Annotated in this window: 14 protein-coding genes and 2 pseudogenes; 5 read left to right on the top strand and 11 right to left on the bottom strand. The window is 68.0% G+C overall.

The features are described from left to right. Positions 1-138 precede the first annotated feature (138 nt). The 8 genes from ACFYRY_RS40080 to ACFYRY_RS40045 all read right to left on the bottom strand — a co-directional run bounded on the left by ACFYRY_RS40080 (position 139) and on the right by ACFYRY_RS40045 (position 9936). Positions 139-1356: a glycoside hydrolase family 1 protein gene (locus ACFYRY_RS40080; protein ID WP_389157596.1), complete on the bottom strand. Its 1218-nt coding sequence runs from the start codon at positions 1354-1356 to the stop codon at positions 139-141. 46 nt (positions 1357-1402) lie between these two features. Continuing rightward, positions 1403-2599: a glycoside hydrolase family 1 protein gene (locus tag ACFYRY_RS40075; protein ID WP_389157593.1), complete on the bottom strand. Its 1197-nt coding sequence runs from the start codon at positions 2597-2599 to the stop codon at positions 1403-1405. Positions 2600-2645: 46 nt separating this feature from the next. Then, the gene (locus ACFYRY_RS40070) at positions 2646-4124 is read right to left on the bottom strand and encodes a glucoamylase family protein (protein WP_389157590.1); all 1479 of its coding nucleotides are present in this window, start codon (positions 4122-4124) and stop codon (positions 2646-2648) included. A gap of 67 nt (positions 4125-4191) precedes the next feature. After that, positions 4192-5373 (bottom strand): glycoside hydrolase family 1 protein, encoded by a 1182-nt coding sequence (locus tag ACFYRY_RS40065; RefSeq protein WP_389157587.1) that lies wholly within the window; start codon positions 5371-5373, stop codon positions 4192-4194. Between the two features lie 52 nt (positions 5374-5425). Beyond that, entirely contained in the window at positions 5426-6325 is a 900-nt protein-coding gene (locus ACFYRY_RS40060; protein ID WP_389157584.1) for a carbohydrate ABC transporter permease, read from the bottom strand. A 10-nt stretch (positions 6326-6335) separates the two neighbouring features. Beyond that, entirely contained in the window at positions 6336-7298 is a 963-nt protein-coding gene (locus ACFYRY_RS40055; protein ID WP_389157581.1) for a carbohydrate ABC transporter permease, read from the bottom strand. A 3-nt stretch (positions 7299-7301) separates the two neighbouring features. Further along, positions 7302-8570 (bottom strand): sugar ABC transporter substrate-binding protein, encoded by a 1269-nt coding sequence (locus tag ACFYRY_RS40050; RefSeq protein WP_389157578.1) that lies wholly within the window; start codon positions 8568-8570, stop codon positions 7302-7304. 298 nt (positions 8571-8868) lie between these two features. Continuing rightward, on the bottom strand, positions 8869-9936 hold the full coding sequence (locus tag ACFYRY_RS40045) for a LacI family DNA-binding transcriptional regulator (protein ID WP_389157633.1): 1068 nt from the start codon (positions 9934-9936) through the stop codon (positions 8869-8871). A gap of 29 nt (positions 9937-9965) precedes the next feature. Between ACFYRY_RS40045 and ACFYRY_RS40040 the strand changes: the two genes are divergently transcribed. Both ACFYRY_RS40040 and ACFYRY_RS40035 read left to right on the top strand, forming a co-directional pair. Next, positions 9966-10487, top strand: a complete 522-nt coding sequence (locus tag ACFYRY_RS40040) for a transposase (RefSeq protein WP_389157575.1) — start codon at positions 9966-9968, stop codon at positions 10485-10487. A 3-nt stretch (positions 10488-10490) separates the two neighbouring features. Next, positions 10491-11012 (top strand): HIT family protein, encoded by a 522-nt coding sequence (locus tag ACFYRY_RS40035; protein WP_389157573.1) that lies wholly within the window; start codon positions 10491-10493, stop codon positions 11010-11012. Between the two features lie 275 nt (positions 11013-11287). Here the strand turns inward: ACFYRY_RS40035 and ACFYRY_RS40030 are convergent, their stop codons facing one another. Continuing rightward, the gene (locus ACFYRY_RS40030; protein WP_389157570.1) at positions 11288-12118 is read right to left on the bottom strand and encodes a M55 family metallopeptidase; all 831 of its coding nucleotides are present in this window, start codon (positions 12116-12118) and stop codon (positions 11288-11290) included. A gap of 480 nt (positions 12119-12598) precedes the next feature. Here ACFYRY_RS40030 and ACFYRY_RS40025 point away from each other — a divergent pair. From ACFYRY_RS40025 to ACFYRY_RS40015, 3 genes and pseudogenes are all read left to right on the top strand, one after another. Continuing rightward, positions 12599-13368: pseudogene (locus ACFYRY_RS40025) on the top strand (transposase); the annotation flags it as partial. Between the two features lie 95 nt (positions 13369-13463). Beyond that, positions 13464-14246: a phosphotransferase enzyme family protein gene (locus ACFYRY_RS40020; RefSeq protein WP_389157567.1), complete on the top strand. Its 783-nt coding sequence runs from the start codon at positions 13464-13466 to the stop codon at positions 14244-14246. A 17-nt stretch (positions 14247-14263) separates the two neighbouring features. Continuing rightward, positions 14264-14634 (top strand): annotated as a pseudogene (locus tag ACFYRY_RS40015) (transposase); the annotation flags it as partial. A 76-nt stretch (positions 14635-14710) separates the two neighbouring features. Here the strand turns inward: ACFYRY_RS40015 and ACFYRY_RS40010 are convergent. Both ACFYRY_RS40010 and ACFYRY_RS40005 read right to left on the bottom strand, forming a co-directional pair. Then, positions 14711-15463 (bottom strand): SDR family oxidoreductase, encoded by a 753-nt coding sequence (locus tag ACFYRY_RS40010; protein ID WP_389157564.1) that lies wholly within the window; start codon positions 15461-15463, stop codon positions 14711-14713. 115 nt (positions 15464-15578) lie between these two features. Then, entirely contained in the window at positions 15579-16421 is an 843-nt protein-coding gene (locus tag ACFYRY_RS40005; protein ID WP_389157561.1) for a helix-turn-helix transcriptional regulator, read from the bottom strand. Between the last annotated feature and the right edge of the window lie 54 nt (positions 16422-16475).

Below are 16475 nucleotides of genomic sequence, written 5' to 3'. Positions count from 1 at the left end.
TCGGGCCTTTCGGAAGGGGCGAGAGCTCGCCGTACTGCTTGCGGCACAGAGCCGAGGGGGACGGGAGCCGGTGGGGGTCAGGACCCACCGGCTCCCGCGTTCACGGGGCCCGCGCCGGTCACGTGGACGGGCGGGGCGTCAGGAGGGCGTACGCGGCAGTTCGCGGGTGCGGCCGAGGTCGCCGAGCCAGACGGCGGAGGGCTTGACCGTGCGCTCGAAGGTGACCGGGTCGACGGCGATGAGGCCGAAGGTGGGCCGGTAGCTGCCCCACTCGTAGTTGTCGAGGGCGCTCCAGGCCAGGTAGCCCTGGATGTTGAGCCCGTCCTCGATAGCGGCGGCGACCTCCTGGAGAGCTCCGGTGTAGTAGTCGATACGGCGGGTGTCGTCGGCGGTGGCGATGCCGTTCTCGGTGACGATGAGCGGTGTACCGGGGCCGATGATGTCGGCGGTGTGGCGCAGCGCGTGGCCCACGGCGGCGGGGTAGTACTCCCAGCGCGTCAGGGTCCGCTCGGCGTCGTCGGGGGTGGGAACGGGGCCATCAGGGCCGATCAGGGTGCGGGTGTAGGACTGGACGCCGATGAAGTCGTCGCCGCGGGCGGCCTCGATGAAGACGTCCTCGCGGGGACGGCTGTAGGCGGCTGTGGCCTCCTGCGCGCCGGGCAGTGGCTGGTAGACCTGGTTGGCTACGGTCCAGCCGACCTTGACCTCGGGGTTGATGGCCCGTACCGCCGCGGTCGCGGCGCGGTGCGCGGCGATGAGAGCTTGGGTGGTGTCCTCGTCGGGGGTGACGGTTCCGCCGGCGGTCGGCCAGGGCTGGTCGTCGGTCTGGGCGGCGCCCGCCAGGATGGCGATCACATTGGGTTCGTTGATGGTGCACACGTGGCGGACGCCGTCGGCGATGATCGGTGCGCATGCCCCGACGTACTGGGCGAACGACTCGACGGCTCCGTCGGCGGTCCAGCCGCCGAGGTCCTCGAACCACTGCGGCACGGTGAAGTGGTGCAGGGTCACCATCGGGCGCAGGCCGCGGGCGAGTGCTCCGTCCACCATCCTGCGGTAGTGCGCGAGTTCGGCTCGTGAGAAGGAGCCGCGGGCCGGCTCGATGCGGGCCCACTCGACGCTGAAGCGGTAGTCGGTGAAGCCGAGTCCGGCGAGCAGGTCCATGTCCTGCTCCCAGCGGTGGTAGCTGTCGCAGGCGTCCAGGCTCGGTTCCTCGATCTTCGCCGCCGGGTCGTGTTCCCTGCGCCACCAGTCGCTGTTGACGTTGTTGCCCTCGATCTGGTGGGCGGCGGTGGAGGCACCCCACAGGAAGCCTTCGGGGAAGGGGATCGAAGAGTGGGTCGAAGTGTGGGTCATCGTCATTCTGTCTTTCTGCTCCGTGGGGGGAGGTCGCCCGACGTGCCTACGGGGCCGCGTCGAGGGTGAGCCGGCCGGTCTTGGCGACCTGGCCGAGCCAGTGGGCGCTGGGCTTGGGGGTGCGGGCGAAGGTCTCGTGGTCCACGGCGATGAGGCCGAAGGTGGGCCGGAAGCTGCCCCACTCGTAGTTGTCCAGCGCCGACCAGTGCAGATAGCCGCGTACGTCGATGCCGTCGGCCATGGCCTGGTGGACGGCGGTCAGTGCGCCGGCGGTGTAGGCGATGCGGCGGGTGTCGTCGGCGGTGCCGATGCCGTTTTCGGTGACGATCACGGGGACGCCGTCGGTGAGCTTCCAGGCGTTGCGTATGCCGTCGCCGACGGCGGGCGGGTAGTACTCCCAGCCCATCTGGGTGGTCTCGACGCCCTCGCGGGGAGGCCTTGGGCCGTCGGGGCCGATGACGGTGCGGGTGTAGGACTGGACGCCGATGAAGTCGTCGCCGCGGGCGGCTTCGAGGAAGAAGTCCTCGCGGGGATGGCCATAGGTGTGGGCGATCTCCTCGCAGCCCGGCTCGGGCTGGAACGCCTGGGTCGCGATCGCCCAGCCCGACTTGATGCCCGGAATCGCGGTGAGCACGTCGCGGCTGCGGCGGTGGGCCTGGACCAGGGTCTCGGAGACCTGCGCGTCGGGGAGTGCGTAGACGTGGTTCGGGAGATTGAGGTTCGCCCCTCCGATGGCGCCGGCGACGCCGTTCGGCTCGTTGATCGTGCACACCCATTCGACGCCGTCGGCGACGATCGGCAGTGCGGCCTCGGTGAAGCGGGCGAACAGGTCGGCCGCGTCGGATGCCTGCCAGCTGCCGAGGTCGGCGAACCAGCGGGGGTTGGTGAAGTGGTGCAGGGTGACCATCGGGGTGAGGCCGGCCTCGTGGCAGGCGGCCACCATGCGCCGGTAGTGGTCGATCGCGGCCCGGGAGACGAAGCCGCGCTCGGGCTCGATGCGGGCCCACTCGATGCTGAAGCGGTACGTGTCGAACCCGAGGTCGGCCAGGAGGCGGATCTCCTCGCCGTAGCGGTGGTAGCTGTCGCAGGCGTCGCCGCTGGTCTCGGGCAGCGAGGTGCCCAGGGCGTGCTCGCGGGCCCACCAGTCGCTGTTGACGTTGTTGCCCTCGGTCTGGTGGGCGGCGGTGGCGGCGCCCCACAGGAAGTCGGAGGGGAAGCTCAGCTCGTTCGGGTTCGGTGGCACGGTGAATCCTTGGGTCCAGGAAGTGGGGGTGTTCGGGCGGTGGGAGCTACTGGTTCAGCGGCGTCACGGACATCTCTTCGGCCCGGAAGTAGGGCGAGATGGTCTTGCCGACCGGGTCGTTCATGAAGCGGCGCTGCAGCGGGCCCGCGTTGAGCGCGTTGTTGAGGGCGGCGAGGATCATGCCGTGGTCGAGTGCCAGATAGCGGTGGCCGACGGCGCCGGTGGCCGGGTCGAGGGCGTCGTAGAAGCCGTAGGGTCCGTACACCTGCGGGTAGGACTTCAGGAGCCGTTCGATGTTGCGGTAGGCGGCCTGCGGCAGCACGTCGAGCGCGAGGAAGGAGGCGTGCGGAGTGACCGCGTCCTCGCGGTAGTCGGTGTCGGAGGAGCTGGTGCCCAGCTCATGGGATCCGTAGGCCGAGTAGTTGCCGGTGTCGTCGGGGGTGCTGGAGGGCGACAGACCCCACACCGGGTAGCCGAGGGCCTTGGTGTCGTAGGCGATGGTGGCCTTGAGGTAGGCCACGTCGTTGGCGCCGAACGCGCGGGGGGCCCACGCGACTTCGGGCACGAGGAGGTTCGGCATCAGGGCCTCGAAGACGCTGCCGCCCCAGCTGGGAACGTAGTCGATGCCGTCGTAGGAGTAGTGGCCTTCCACTACCTGGAATTTCTTGCCGGTCAGCGGGTCGGTGATGGTCCGGGTGCTGCCCTGCGGGGCCTGTCGCTGGCCGAACTGGGCGGGCATGGTGCGCCAGGTCCGCCACCAGACGTCGCTGGGCATGGTCTTGGTGCCGATCCCCAGGTAGGCGGAGATCCGGGTTTCGGTGTTGAGCATGCCGTACGTGAAGGAGGCCGGCCCCTGGTCGATGAGGTAACCGCCGTACATCTGACCGGCGTTGACGTTCGTCGACTGGTCGCCGTCGTTGTAGAAGACGCCGAAGTCCATGGCGTCCAGCAGCCTGGTGGCGCGGTCGGCGAACTGCGGTGCGGCCTGGCGCAGTACAACGAGGCTCGCGGCGTACCAGCCGTTGTCCACGGTGGAGACGAACTGGCCCGTCAGTGGCTGCCCGGCCAGGCTGGTACCGCCGGGGCCGGTGATCGGGTCGCCGGTGGTGGTGTCGTACCAGCTGAGCAGGAAGCCGTTCCACTTCCGCAGCTTCTCGACCGCGCCCAGGGCGTCGCCGAGCCGCCGTATTTCCTCGCCGCGCGAGATGAAGCCCAGGTCGGAGGCGCTGATGATGCACCACAGATTCACGCCGATGTTGGTCGGCGAGGTGTACGTGCCCCGGGCGGGCGTGGCCCCCACCATGATGTTGTCCAGCGGCAGGTGCGTCACGGGGTCCACGCCGGTCTTCGCGAAGAACTTCCAGGTGTCCGCCGCGATCTCGCGCAGCCGGTGGCGCTGCCCGGAGGTGAGCGGCGCCGCATCGTGCGTGGGGGCGGAGGCGTGGGCCGGGGTGTTGGTGACGCCCACCGCGAGTGCGGCGGTGGCGGTGAGAACCGCCCTGCGGCTGAACCGGTGACTCGTCATGGAGGCATTCCTTCCGGGAGGGGACGGACGTGGCGCGGAGAGGATGGGTGCGGACGGCCGGGCAGGGCTACGACTGGTGCGGGTCGATCGCGTTGGCGGCCGCCACCTGGCCCAGCCAGCCGAGCGAGCGCTTCGGGGTGCGTACGAAGGTTTCGCGGTTCACGGCGATGAGGCCGAACGTCGGCCGGTAGCCGGAGGCCCACTCGTAGTTGTCCAGCAGGCTCCAGTGCAGGTAGCCCTCGACCTGGACGCCGTCCTCGATGGCAGCGTGCAGGCCGGTCAGCGCGCCGCGGGTGTAGTCGATGCGCCGGGTGTCGTCGGCGGTGGCGATGCCGTTCTCGGTGACGAACACGGGCACGCCGCCGGTCTTCTCCCAGGCGCTGCGGACGCCGAGTTCCAGTGCCTGCGGGTAGTACTCCCAGCCGGTCAGCGTCGTCTCGGTGCCCTCGGGCACCTGGCGCGGGCCGCCCGGGCCGATGACGGTGCGGGTGTACGCCTGCACACCGACCCAGTCGTCGCCGGCGGCGGCCTCCAGGTACCAGTCGTCACGCGGGTAGCCGTACGTGCGGGCGGCGTCCTCGCAGCCGGGCTCGGCCTGGAACGCCTGGGTCGCCACCGTCCAGCCCGAACGGATGCCGCCCACGCCGGAGAGCACGTCGCGCGAGCGGCGGTGGCATTCCAGCAGGGTGTCCGCGACCTGCAGGTCGGGCTTGGGCAGGGCGTGGGCGACCAGGTTGGCGGGGTCCTCGCCGCCGGCGATCATCGCGGCGATGTTCGGCTCGTTGAGGGTGCACACCCACTTCACGTCGTCGCCGAGCACCGGCAGCGCGAGTTCGGTGAACCGGGCGAAGCGGTCAGCCGCCTTCGGGCTGCGCCACATGCCCTCCTCGGCGAACCAGCGCGGGACGGTGAAGTGCGTCAGCGTCACCATCGGGGTCACGCCCAGGTCCAGGGCGGTGTCCACCATCCGCCGGTAGTGGGCGACCGCGGCTCGGGAGACGTGGCCCTCCTCGGGCTCGATGCGGCTCCACTCGATACTGAAGCGGTAGGTGCCAAGGCCCGCGTCCCGCAGCAGCGTCATGTCCTCCCGATAGCGGTGGTAGCTGTCGCAGGCGTCGCCGGACGGCTCGGCGATGGACGTGTCGCCCGCGTGCTCACGCGGCCACCAGTCGCTGTTGACGTTGTTGCCCTCGATCTGGTGGGCCGCGGTGGCGGCGCCCCACAGGAAACCGTCGGGGAAGTGCAACACGGTCGAACCTCGTTCGTGGTCGTGAGTGTGTGTGGGGGGGGGAGATGTGGGGCTACTTGATGCCGGTGCTGGCGACGCCCTGCACGAAGAACCGCTGCAGTGCGATGAACAGGGCGACCATGGGAGCGATGACCAGGACCGAGCCGGCCAGCAGCAGGCCGTAGCGGGTGGAGTTCTCGCCCTGCGAATACAGCGCGAGGGCGACGGGGAGGGTGAACTTGTCCTGGCTCTGGGCGGCCACCAGTGGCCACAGGAAGTTGTTCCACGAGCCGAGGAAGGTAAGGATCGTCAGTGTGGCCAGCGGCGGCCCGCACAGCGGCAGCACGATCCTGGTGAACGTGCGGATCTGCCCGGCGCCGTCGATCCTGGCGGCTTCCAGTAGCTCGTCGGGGATGTCGAGCATGAACTGCCGCATCAAGAACACCCCGAGCGGCGAGGCCACGAACGGCAGGATCAGCGCCGGGTACGTGTCGACCATGCCCAGCTTGGCAACCATGACGAACAGCGGCACGAAGGTCACCACGCCTGGCACCATGAGCGTGATCATCACCAGGGTGAACAGCAGTCGTTTGCCGGGGAAGTCCAGTTTGGCCAGTGCGTAGCCGATCATGGAGCAGAAGACCAGGTTGCCCAGTACGGTGAAGACCGCGACGATCGCGCTGTTGAGGAAGTAGTGGCCGATGTGCAGGTCGCCCAGCCAGGCCGTGTAGTTGTCCAGGGTGGGTGACTTCGGGAGCCAGCCGCTGGGATCGCGCAGCAGCTCGCCCTGGGTCTTGAAGGATCCCAGCAGCATCCAGGCGAACGGCATGAGCGTCGCGGCGAGGGCCATGACGAGCACGGTGTAGGTCAGGGCGCGGGAGCGCCGCGAGGGTGCGGTCAGCCCGGCGTCTCGGTCGCGCGCCTCCCGTACGGACGGTGCGGGCGGGGGTGTGGTGGTGGTCGGGTAGGTCATGTTCGCCGCCTCAGTCCTTCGTCCGCAGCAGGCGGAACTGCAGCATGCTCAGTGCGGCGATCGCGGTGAACAGCACATAGCTGGCGGCAGATGCGTAGCCGTACTTGCCGAAGCCGAACTGGTCGTAGGTGAAGTAGCTGACCGACAGCGTCGAGTCCAGCGGGCCGCCCTGTGTCATGACGAACGACTCCTCGAAGAACTGGAGATAGCCCACCGACAGCAGCACCGCGCCGAGTAGCAGCGTCGGGCGCAGCAGCGGCAGCGTGATCCGGCGGAAGCGCTGCCACGGGTTCGCGCCGTCCATGATCGCGGCCTCGTGCACTTCGGCGGGAACGTTCTGCAGGCCGGCCAGGAAGATGATCATCAGTGTGCCCATGTTGCGCCAGGCGGTCATCACGATCAGCGACGGCAGTGCCCAGGTGGTGCTGTGCAGCCAGTCGGGGCCGGAGATGCCGATCCAGTCGAGCATGGTGTTGAGCAGGCCGTCGGGCTGGAGGATGAAGCGCCACACCACGGCGACGGCGACGATGCTGGTCACCACCGGGGTGTAGAAGCCGACCCGGAAGGCCGTGCGGAAGCGTGTGATGCCGCTGTTGAGGGCGACCGCCAGGGCCAGGGCGACGGCCATCGTCAGCGGAATACCGAAGACGACGACGTACGCGGTGTTGAGCATGGCCTTGCGGAACTGCGCGTCCCCGAACAGGTCCGTGTACTGCTGCAGGCCGACGAAGCCGACATTGAACGGCGTCTGTGCGTCGGTGCTGCGGAAGTCGGTGAACGACATCAGGAACGAGGAGACCAGCGGGACGAGCATGAAGACACCGAAGACCAGCATGAACGGCAGCGCGAACAGCCAGGCGGCCAGGCCCTGCCGCCGCCGTGCGGTCGCGGGGCCGCCCCGGGCCCTCCTGGGCCCCGCGCCCCGGCCGGCGCGGCGCTTGCCGGCCGGGGCGCCTGCGGTGGTGGAAGCCATGGATCAGTCCCCGGTTCCGATGGAGTCGGCGCTGCTCTGCAGGTCCTTCAGCGCGCTGGCGGGATCGGCGCCCTTCACGATCTTCTCCAGCTGCGTGTCGGCGGCGGCGCTGACCTGGGTCCAGGCGGTGTTGGCCGGCGGCGCCTTGGTGTCGGTCAGCTGCTCCTTGAAGACCGCGAGCTTCGGGTCGGCGCTCAGGCTCGCGTCGTTCCAGGCGGACTGCACTGCGGGCAGGTCACCGGTGGTCTTGTACCAGCTCGCCTGAACGCTCGCCTTGGACAGGTACTGCACCAGCTTCCAGGCCGCGGCGCTGTGAGCGGACTTCTTGAAGACCACCAAGTTGGCGCCGCCGACGAACGAGGTCGAGCTCTGGTCCTTCGGGATCGACATGACGGTGTACTTCTTGTCGAAGCCGGCGCCGCCCGCCGTGTTGAGCGCGCCGATCTCGTAGGGGCCGTCGATGAGGACCGGCGTGCTGCCCTTGACGAACGCCGCTTCCCGGCCGCCCGGGGTGGTGTTGAGGTTGGGGTCGGCGATGCCGTCGGTGAAGAAGCTCTGGAAGTACTTCAGCCCCTTGGTCATCTGCGGGGTGTCGAGCGTCCACTTGGTGTTGTCGCTGTTCATCAGCGACGCGCCGGCCGACCAGGCGAACGGCAGCGTGGACTGGAAGGAGTCGGTGCCGCTCGGCGTCAGGGCCACGCCCCACTTCGCGCCGGCCTTGGACTGCAGCGCCTTCGTCATGGCCTTGAACTCGGCGAAGGTCTTCGGCGGGCTGGTGTACCCGGCCTTCTTGGCCAGATCGGTGCGGTAGTAGACGACGCGTGTGTCCACGTACCAGGGCACCCCGAGCGTGGCGTCCTTGACCACGTTCGTCGCCTTCGACCCCTCGAAGATGTCACTGGTGTCGATCCCGCTCGGCACCGACTGGAAGGAGCCGGCGAAGTCGGGCATCCACGTCGTGCCCATCTGCGCGACGTCCGGCGTCGTACCGCCCGCGATCGCGGTCTGGTACTTGGAGTGCGCGTCGGACCACGGGATCGCGGTGACCTTCACCTTCACCCCGGGGTTCTCCGCCTCGAACCCCTTGAGCAGCGACGGCAGCTTCTCCCCCTCGGCGCCCTGCGCCCACAGGGTGATCGTGCCGGTGACCTTGCCGGACGCCACCGACGCGGTCGGCGTCGACGACGCGCCGGTGTCGCTGCGCCCGCATGCCGCCAGCACCAACGCGGCGGCCACGCACACGGCGGCCGTGGAAGTCCTTCTCAGCACCATTGCTGCTCCTCTCCTGGGAACCGCCACCCACCCGGACGACGGGGTGACGGGGAAAACAGCCGACCTAAGCGCTTAGATCCTTGGCGTGCCTGAAATCCTTGCATCTAAGCGCTTAGAGATTTGGCGTGGTGGGAATCTAAGCGCTTAGAGGCATGGCTGTAAAGGGTCTATGGCGGTCACGTTACGAACACGGTCCGGCCTCGCGAGCGCGGCTTCACCCGGGTATCCCGGAAAGCGCAAGGCGTTGACGACCGCGCAGGGGCATGACGGCCGTGTCGGACCCGCCCTGCGGCCAGTCTCACGGCCGTGAGCAGCCGCAGCTCTCCCGCAGCACCACCTGGACCGGCAGCCGGCGTGAGACCGGCGGCCCCGCAGGGTCGGCGAGCCGTTCCACGAGTATGTCCACCACGGCACGTCCCATCGCCTGCATCGGCTGACGCACCGTCGTCAGCGAGGGACGCACCACCCGGCCCGCCACGATCCCGTCGAACCCGGTCACGGCCACCTGCTCCGGCACCCGCACCCCGTGCTCGGCCAGCGCCTCCATCAGATTCACCGCGGCCTCGTCGGTGACGCAGACAAACGCCTCAGGCAGAGCGTCACCGCCGCGCGCCAGCACATCGGCGATGACACGGCCGGTGTCGTGCTGGTCCACGGCCAGCCGCGCCAGCGGCTTGCGCGGCACCCGGAGCCCGGCCCCCCGCAGCGCCGCCTGGAAACCGGAGAACCGCTCCTGCGCGTCGAACATGCTCAACTCGCCGACAAACTGGAGATCACGCAGCCCGTGCTCGACGATCAGATGCTCCGTGACCGCCCGCATGCCGCCACGGTTGTCGGCGCAGACATTGCTCAGCCCGTCATGCTGCTGCCCTTCGGACAGTGCCACCACCGGTATCCGCTGCGAGATCCGCTCCAGCACGTCGTCGGGCACCGTGCGCGGAAACACCGCCAGGCCGTCGACCCGCCCGACGATGTCCGTGACCACCGTCGGTCTGTCCGCCCGGCTCCCCCCGCCGATCAGTAGTGCGTAACCACGCTGCCAGCATTCCAGCTCCACACCACGCTGCACCTCGTCCACGTACAGCGGGAACCGGCGGTGGTGCTCGTCGTCCTCCCGGACCACGGCGACCTCCCCGGCCCGTGTCTGACCCACGGGCTCCAGAGCGACCGGCGCTTCGAACGCCTCCGGGCGGAAGTAGTCGAACGAATACAGTCCCAGCGCCCCGGTCCGCCCATGCGCCAGCCCGCGCGCACTCGCACTCGGCACGTAGTTCAGCGCCTCGGCAGCGGCTTCGACGATCTTCCGGGTTTCCTCCCTCACCTTGTGCGGCCGGCGAAAGGTCATCGACACGGTCGCGATGGACACCCCGGCGCGTTCCGCCACGTCATAGACCGTTGCAGCCTTCGCCACGTTCCCCGCCTCCCACCTCTGACCGACTGACTCCCAGAAGCTATGTTAAGCGCTTAGACCCGAACCGCGGATCAGGAACCGGCCGACACAGCACGAGGGGTACCACACCAACGGCTGCGCTGCTTCCTGGACCCACGCGAAGAACTCGGCTCGCCCGGAATCTCTCACCGAGATCAAACAACTCCGGCTCCAGTCAGTTCTGGCCAACTGCCCCAAGCTTGACGCTCTCACTGGCCACGTCCGCTCCTCCGCGACCATGCTCACCGAGCGCCAGGGCGAAACCACTCCCCGAATGGCTCGACGCCGTCCGCCAGGACGACCTGCCAAGCCTCCACACTCTCGCCGCTGACATCGACCGCGACCGCGACGCCGTCACTGCTGGTCTGACCCTGCCCTGGAGCTCAGGTGTGGTCGAGGGCCACGTCAACCGGATCAAGATGCCGAAGCGCCACATGTTCGGACGCGCTGGCTTCCAACTCCTTCGGAAAAGAGTTCTCCTGGCGTGACTGATGGCTGAGGCCGACAGAGCGTTTCGCAGTGCACCAGTTCTACGATCTCAGTTCATGACGACTCCCGACTGCTACGCATGCAGCAAGGAAGCAGAGTTCGATGACCTTTCACCACGCGAGTGCGTAGTGTATGACCAGCACTGGCGGGTGGCCCACGCCTTCAACACCGTAGTGCCGGGCTGGCTGGTGTTGCTGCCTCGGCGCCACGTTGCCGCCGTTCATGATCTCACCAACGCTGAGGCATCTGCCCTAGAGGTGTGGCAGGTCAAGCTCTCCCGGGCTCTCCGGAGCATGACTGGCTGCGCCAAGACCTACGTCGTCCAGTTTGCCGAAGCCGAAGGCTTCGCGCACGTGCATTTCCATATCGTTCCGCGCATGGCAGATCTGCAACCAGAGCATCGTGGGCCGGGCGTATTCGAGCTGCTTCGGCGACCAGAGCAGGAGCGAGTAACGGCTGATCAGGCAGACCAAATAGCCCACTCTCTTCGGGCTCAACTTCATGGGCACCCGAACGCTCAGTAACCAGATCACGGAATATGTGCCAGAACCGGTACTCGTAAACCAAGCCAGACGGGCCGCTCCCCGTTCGTCGGACAGCCCGATGTCATCGTTGAACTCTTGCAGGAACTGCTCGTCGCCAACACCCCACGCGGGCGAGATGAAGGAGTCACCACCGCTCGTTGATGTCCCAGGTACAGGCAGGTGCGCGATCATGCGATGGACTTGGCCGCGATCCTGGTGAGCAGCTTGTCACGCACGACAGGCCACTCATCCACCAGCGCGCTCTTCGAGGCGGGTCAGCAGTACGGTGGCTGGTTGGTCAGGGAAGCTGCTACTCGCATCCACACCCCGAACAACCGGTAGAGGCTGGGCAGATTTCCCTGCGCCTGGACGGTCCGCGTGTCCTTCGAGGTGACCCCTGGAATTCCCAAAAGGGTGGAGGCCACTGACGCCGACTGCCAGCGGACCGTGAGGGTGGACGAGTCGGAACGTACCGCTGAAGTCGTCCGCTGCGTGGAAAGGCTGGTGGCGACCGCTTCCTCAATGGCCGCGCGTGCTTCCTCGGCTGGGCGCAGTTCTGCCGCGAATCGGTCCCGCGCATTCTTCACAACCACCGTAGTAACAGAGGCGTCCCATTCCGTCATCTCCCCGCAGGCACAATCGTCACCGGTAAGGACCGCCACTGGAACACCGATGACTGCCGCAGTGGCATGGGCCAGGCCGATCTCGCCCACCGGCCGACCATCCAGCCACATGTCTTCGATCTCGTGACCCATAAAGCTATGGCTAAGCACTCCGAGCGCGCCGGCCCGGGAGTGATAGCCGACGCATACCATGGCCTCATGCTCGGGCATGAGGCCTTCGAGCATGCCCATGTGCTTGGGCCTGCCGCGGATGAGGCGGGCTGCCGGGTGCAGGGTCTCCGGAAGGATGTTGCGCATCGGACCATGAGCGTCGTTGACAGTGATGTCAGTGGCGCCGGCAGCGACAGCGCCCCGGACGGCTGCGTTAACGTCCTCCGCCATCATCAACCGTCCACGCTCGTAGTCCCGGCCGCCAGGCTGGACATCGTCAGCGTCGACGAGCCCTGTGACGCCTTCCATGTCCACGCTGATGTAGATCCGCACTGTGCAGACTCCTTAAGTTTGATCACTTAGGGGACGTCTGCCACTCCTCCTGAGGTTCCTTCACCAGCCCGCCACCCTCCGATTTCAGCCTGGACCGACTCAGCTCGTTCAAAACCGCAACCTGCGCCGAAGCGCCCGTCAATTTGGCAAGCGAGGTTCACACAGAGCTTCTCAGCTTGTCCTACCTTCCAAGCGTGGGTCTGAGTCGATCATTCGTAAGATCGGCGGGCCCGGGGGTTCGGGTATGGCTGTGAGCTTGTCGCCCCGTTGGATGGCTCAAAGAACTTGGCCGCCCGGAGCCCCGCGACGACTCGACCGCTAATGGGGATACGCGACTTGATCGCTGTGTAGGACAACGTCGGCGAGGTCGTCTGCGGGACCGTGTGTGACGTCGAGTGGACGGTGGTGACCCGTGCCCCAGATCTGGGCCGGCGTGGACATCGGCAAGAAAAAACCACCACTGCGTGGTGGTCGACGACCCGCGGCCAGGGCAAGACGGACGAGAAGGACGCCTTCGTCATCGCCGACCAGACGCGCATGCGCAGGGACCTCGGGCCTCTTCGGCCCGGCGACGAGATAGCCGTCGACCTGCGCACCTTGACCGGCCGCCGCCTCGACCTGGTCAACGACCGAACCCGTCAGACCAACCGGTCGCGGGCTCAACTGCTTGTGTTCCTCCCCGCGTTGGAGCGGGCGTTGAATCTGAACAAGAAGGGACCGGTCGTCCTGCTGACCGGCTACCAGGCGCCGAGTGCGATCCGCCGCAGCGGGGCGAGTCGGATCGGGACCTGGCTGAAGAACCGCAAGGTAAGGAACTCCGCAGCGCTTGCCGAGACAACGGTCGAGGCGGCCCGAGCGCAGCACACCGCGCTGCCCGGAGAGACACTCACCGCCGCCATGGTCGCCCACATCGCTAAGGGCGAGATTGGGAGGCCTTCGGCTCGGCCGACCGGCTGGCGTCCTTCGCCGGCCTCTCGCCCGTGCCGCGGGACTCCGGTCGTGTCAGCGGCAATAGGCGCCGCCCGCGCCGCTACCACCGAGGCCTGCTCCGGGCCTTCTACCTCTCCGCGATGGCCAGTCTGAGAACCTGCTCCGCCTCCCAGGCCTACTACGGACGCATGCGCAACGAGGGGAAGGGACACAAGCAGGTCGTGCTCGCTCTGGCCCCTCGACGAGCCAACGTCTTGTGGGCCACGCTCCGCGACGGAGAGTGGTACCAAGCGCTACCACCCGTTACTGGTGCGGCTTGACATCGTCATTGGGAAGTTCTTCAACCTCCGTCCCTACTCTGACGCTCCCCTCTTAATGGGGTGATCATGACGAGTTGATCCGACACACTGGTTCGATGGGGCACGATGATGAACAGCCTTTGTCCGGCGGCAACGTCAGTGATGGTGTCGTGCGCGTCGGGGACACCGTTCGCCGTCCGGCCGGACCGTGGACTCCCGCTGTGCATGCCCTGCTTGGCCACCTGCATGAGGTGGGATTCGGCGCGGCGCCTCGTCCGCTCGGCATTGACGATCAGGGGCGTGAGGTCCTGACCTTCATGCCGGGAGATGTGGTCTGGCCCGACCGGTTCTCGCTGCTGGAACCCGCTCGACAACTGGCTCGCGTGGCGCGGCTGATCCGGGACTTTCACGACGCCGTGCAGGACTTCACGCCGCCGTCCGATGCGCGGTGGCAGACGCTGATCCCCGCTGAGGGCAGTGACATCATCGCCCATAACGACCTGGCCCCCTGGAACCTCGTGGTCGCAGACGAGGCACGGTGGGCCTTCATCGACTGGGACGCTGCAGGTCCCGGCTCGCGCCTGTGGGATGTCGCGTACGCCATTCACGGGTTCATCCCGCTGTCCGCGCATCCGGACTGGCAGAGCCCGGACGCGGCGGACCGACTGCGAGTCTTCGCCGACGCCTACGGTCTGGCTGAGTCCGAACGGCGTCGGTTGGTCCCTGTGCTGGGGCGCCGTACGCGTTCCATGCACGACTTCCTGCGCGACCAGGCAGCCCAAGGAGCCCAGCCCTGGGCAAGGCTGTGGGCTGATGGCCACGGCGACGCCTGGCGAAACGACGCCGAATACATCGAGCAACGCGAAGACCAGTGGATGCAGGCCCTGCTCGCTGGCTGAGCATCAGTGCCCACTGCGGGAGTGCGGATCTGCCCCGCCTGCGGCAGGTGCTGGCCGGTCTGCCGATGCCGCGGGCCAGCCGACGGGCGACTGGTCCTGGCGGTCGACGTCAGCAACTGGCTCCGCCCCGACGCTCCGACCAGCGAGGACCGCTTCTTCTGCCACGTCTACGGCCGCAGCGGACGGTCCTCGGACCAGTTCCTCCCCGGCTGGCCCTACTCCTTCGTCGCCCGCTGGCATGCCGGCGACCGCGACATCCTCATCGTCTTCGACGCCGGCTACGACGCCCCGCGCATGGCCCACCCTCCTTACCGGTCGCCCGATCGAGGTGCGGGGACGGATGCGCTCCGACCGCGTCATGCGACGGCCGATATCCACGCTCAAGGAGTAGTCACGGCTCCTGCCAGGAGATCGGCGGGGTACCTGGACGGCGGCGCGAACGTCGCCCGTCCCGGTCCGGTGGGTCAGTCGCGGTAGCGGGCGCTCAGGATCTTCAGGACGTCCTGGTAGCGGCCCTCGGCCTCGGCATTGCGCTGCCATTTCACCCGCTCGACGAGGATCTGCTCAGCGTCCGGCTGGGTCCGCAGCAGGTCCATGACCTCGGTGAGGAACTCCTCCAGGGGCATGGCGACGTCGCTGTTCTGCTGGCCCATCAGCGTGGTCCGGGTGGCTGGCGGGACCAGTTCGATCACCTGCACGTCACTCTTGGTCAGCTGCACCCGCAGCGACTCGCTGAAGGAGTGGATCGCGGCCTTGGTCGCGTTGTAGGTAGGGGTGGCGGCCAGCGGCACATAGGCCAGGCCGGAACTGACCGTCATGACCGTCGCCGTGGGCTGGGCGAGCAGACCGGGCAGGAAGGCGTTGACCAGGCGGATCGGCCCGAGCAGGTTGACCGCGATGGTTCGCTCGGCCACGTCGAGGGATGCCGGGTCGCGCAGGTCCTCCGGTTCCATGATCCCAGCCATGGTGACGAGGGCGTCCAGTGCCGGATGACGCTGTGCCAGTTCTGCCTGCGCGGCGGCAATGGAGGCCGGGTCGGTGGTGTCGATCTCGACGGTATCGATACCGGGGTGCTCGGCGGCGATCTGCTGCAGCAGTTCGGTGCGGCGTCCGCCCACGATGACGGTGCTGCCGGCGGCCTGCAGGCGCAGGGCCAGGCCCAGGCCGATCCCGGAGGTGGCGCCGGGGATGAAGACGGTGCTGCTGGTGATATTCACGATGTTCCTTCTCGGTGTTGTTCAGGTCGATGGGAGAGGGCACGAGGGCGTGCCTGGGGCCCGCGGGTCCAGTCGGACCGGCAGGGGTCAGAAAGCGGGCTTGGGCGGGGTGGACTCAGTCGAAGGACTGCGAACCCAGCACGGTCAGGAAGTCGAACTTCGCGATGGCGTCGGAACCCACACGCGGACGGAACAGGACCAGGCGGTGCCCGGTCGCCGGGCTGAGCACCACATCGCACTGCAGGTCCAGGTCACCGACCAGGGGGTGCAGGATGCGTTTGGGCGCCGAGGACAGCGCCGCGACATCATGTTCTTCCCACACGCGTGCAAACTCCCTGCTGCGGGCCAGGAGGTCGGCCACCAGCCTGTGGGCGGCGACATCGCGCATTGAACGTTTGGCCAGGCCGGCGCGCAGATCGGCGGCGTAGGCGCGGCCGATGCGCTCGTGCTCGGCGGGGTCGTTCAGCTCACGCGAGGCCGGGTCGGCGAACCAGCGCCAGGTCACGTTCGACTCGTAGCCGGGCAGTCCGGTCCATGCCCCGAGCAACGCCTCCGCGGCCCGGTTCTGCGCCACGACCGTCAGCAGGTCGTCGCAGACCTGCGCCGGGGTGCTGTCCAGCACGTCGAGCAAATATTGCATCGCCGGATCGACATGGGCCAACGGAGAGTGCGGCTCAGGCGGTCGCTGACCGGCCAGACGGAACAGGTGCTGCTGTTCCTCGCTGCTCAGACGCATCGCCCGGGCCAGACTCGCCAGAGCCGCCTCCGAGGGGGTCTTCACCCGTCCCTGCTCCAGGCGGGAGTAGTAATCGGCGGAGAGGGCGGCCAGCAGCGCGACCTCTTCGCGTCGCAGGCCAGGAGTGCGGCGACGCCCGCTGGGGGCCAGGCCCACGTCCCGGGGGCGCAGCCGCCCGCGGCGCGAGCGCAGGAACTCACCGAGCGCGTTCCGGTCCTCCATCACTGCCCCCTTCCGTTCGTACGGTGATACGAGTGTCGGTCAGTCCGACGTTGG

It is taken from the genome of Streptomyces sp. NPDC005263 (assembly GCF_042872365.1).
GTDB lineage: Bacteria > Actinomycetota > Actinomycetes > Streptomycetales > Streptomycetaceae > Streptomyces.
The sequence above is the reverse complement of the archived record's forward strand: the minus strand, read 5'-3'. Positions and strand labels throughout refer to the sequence as shown.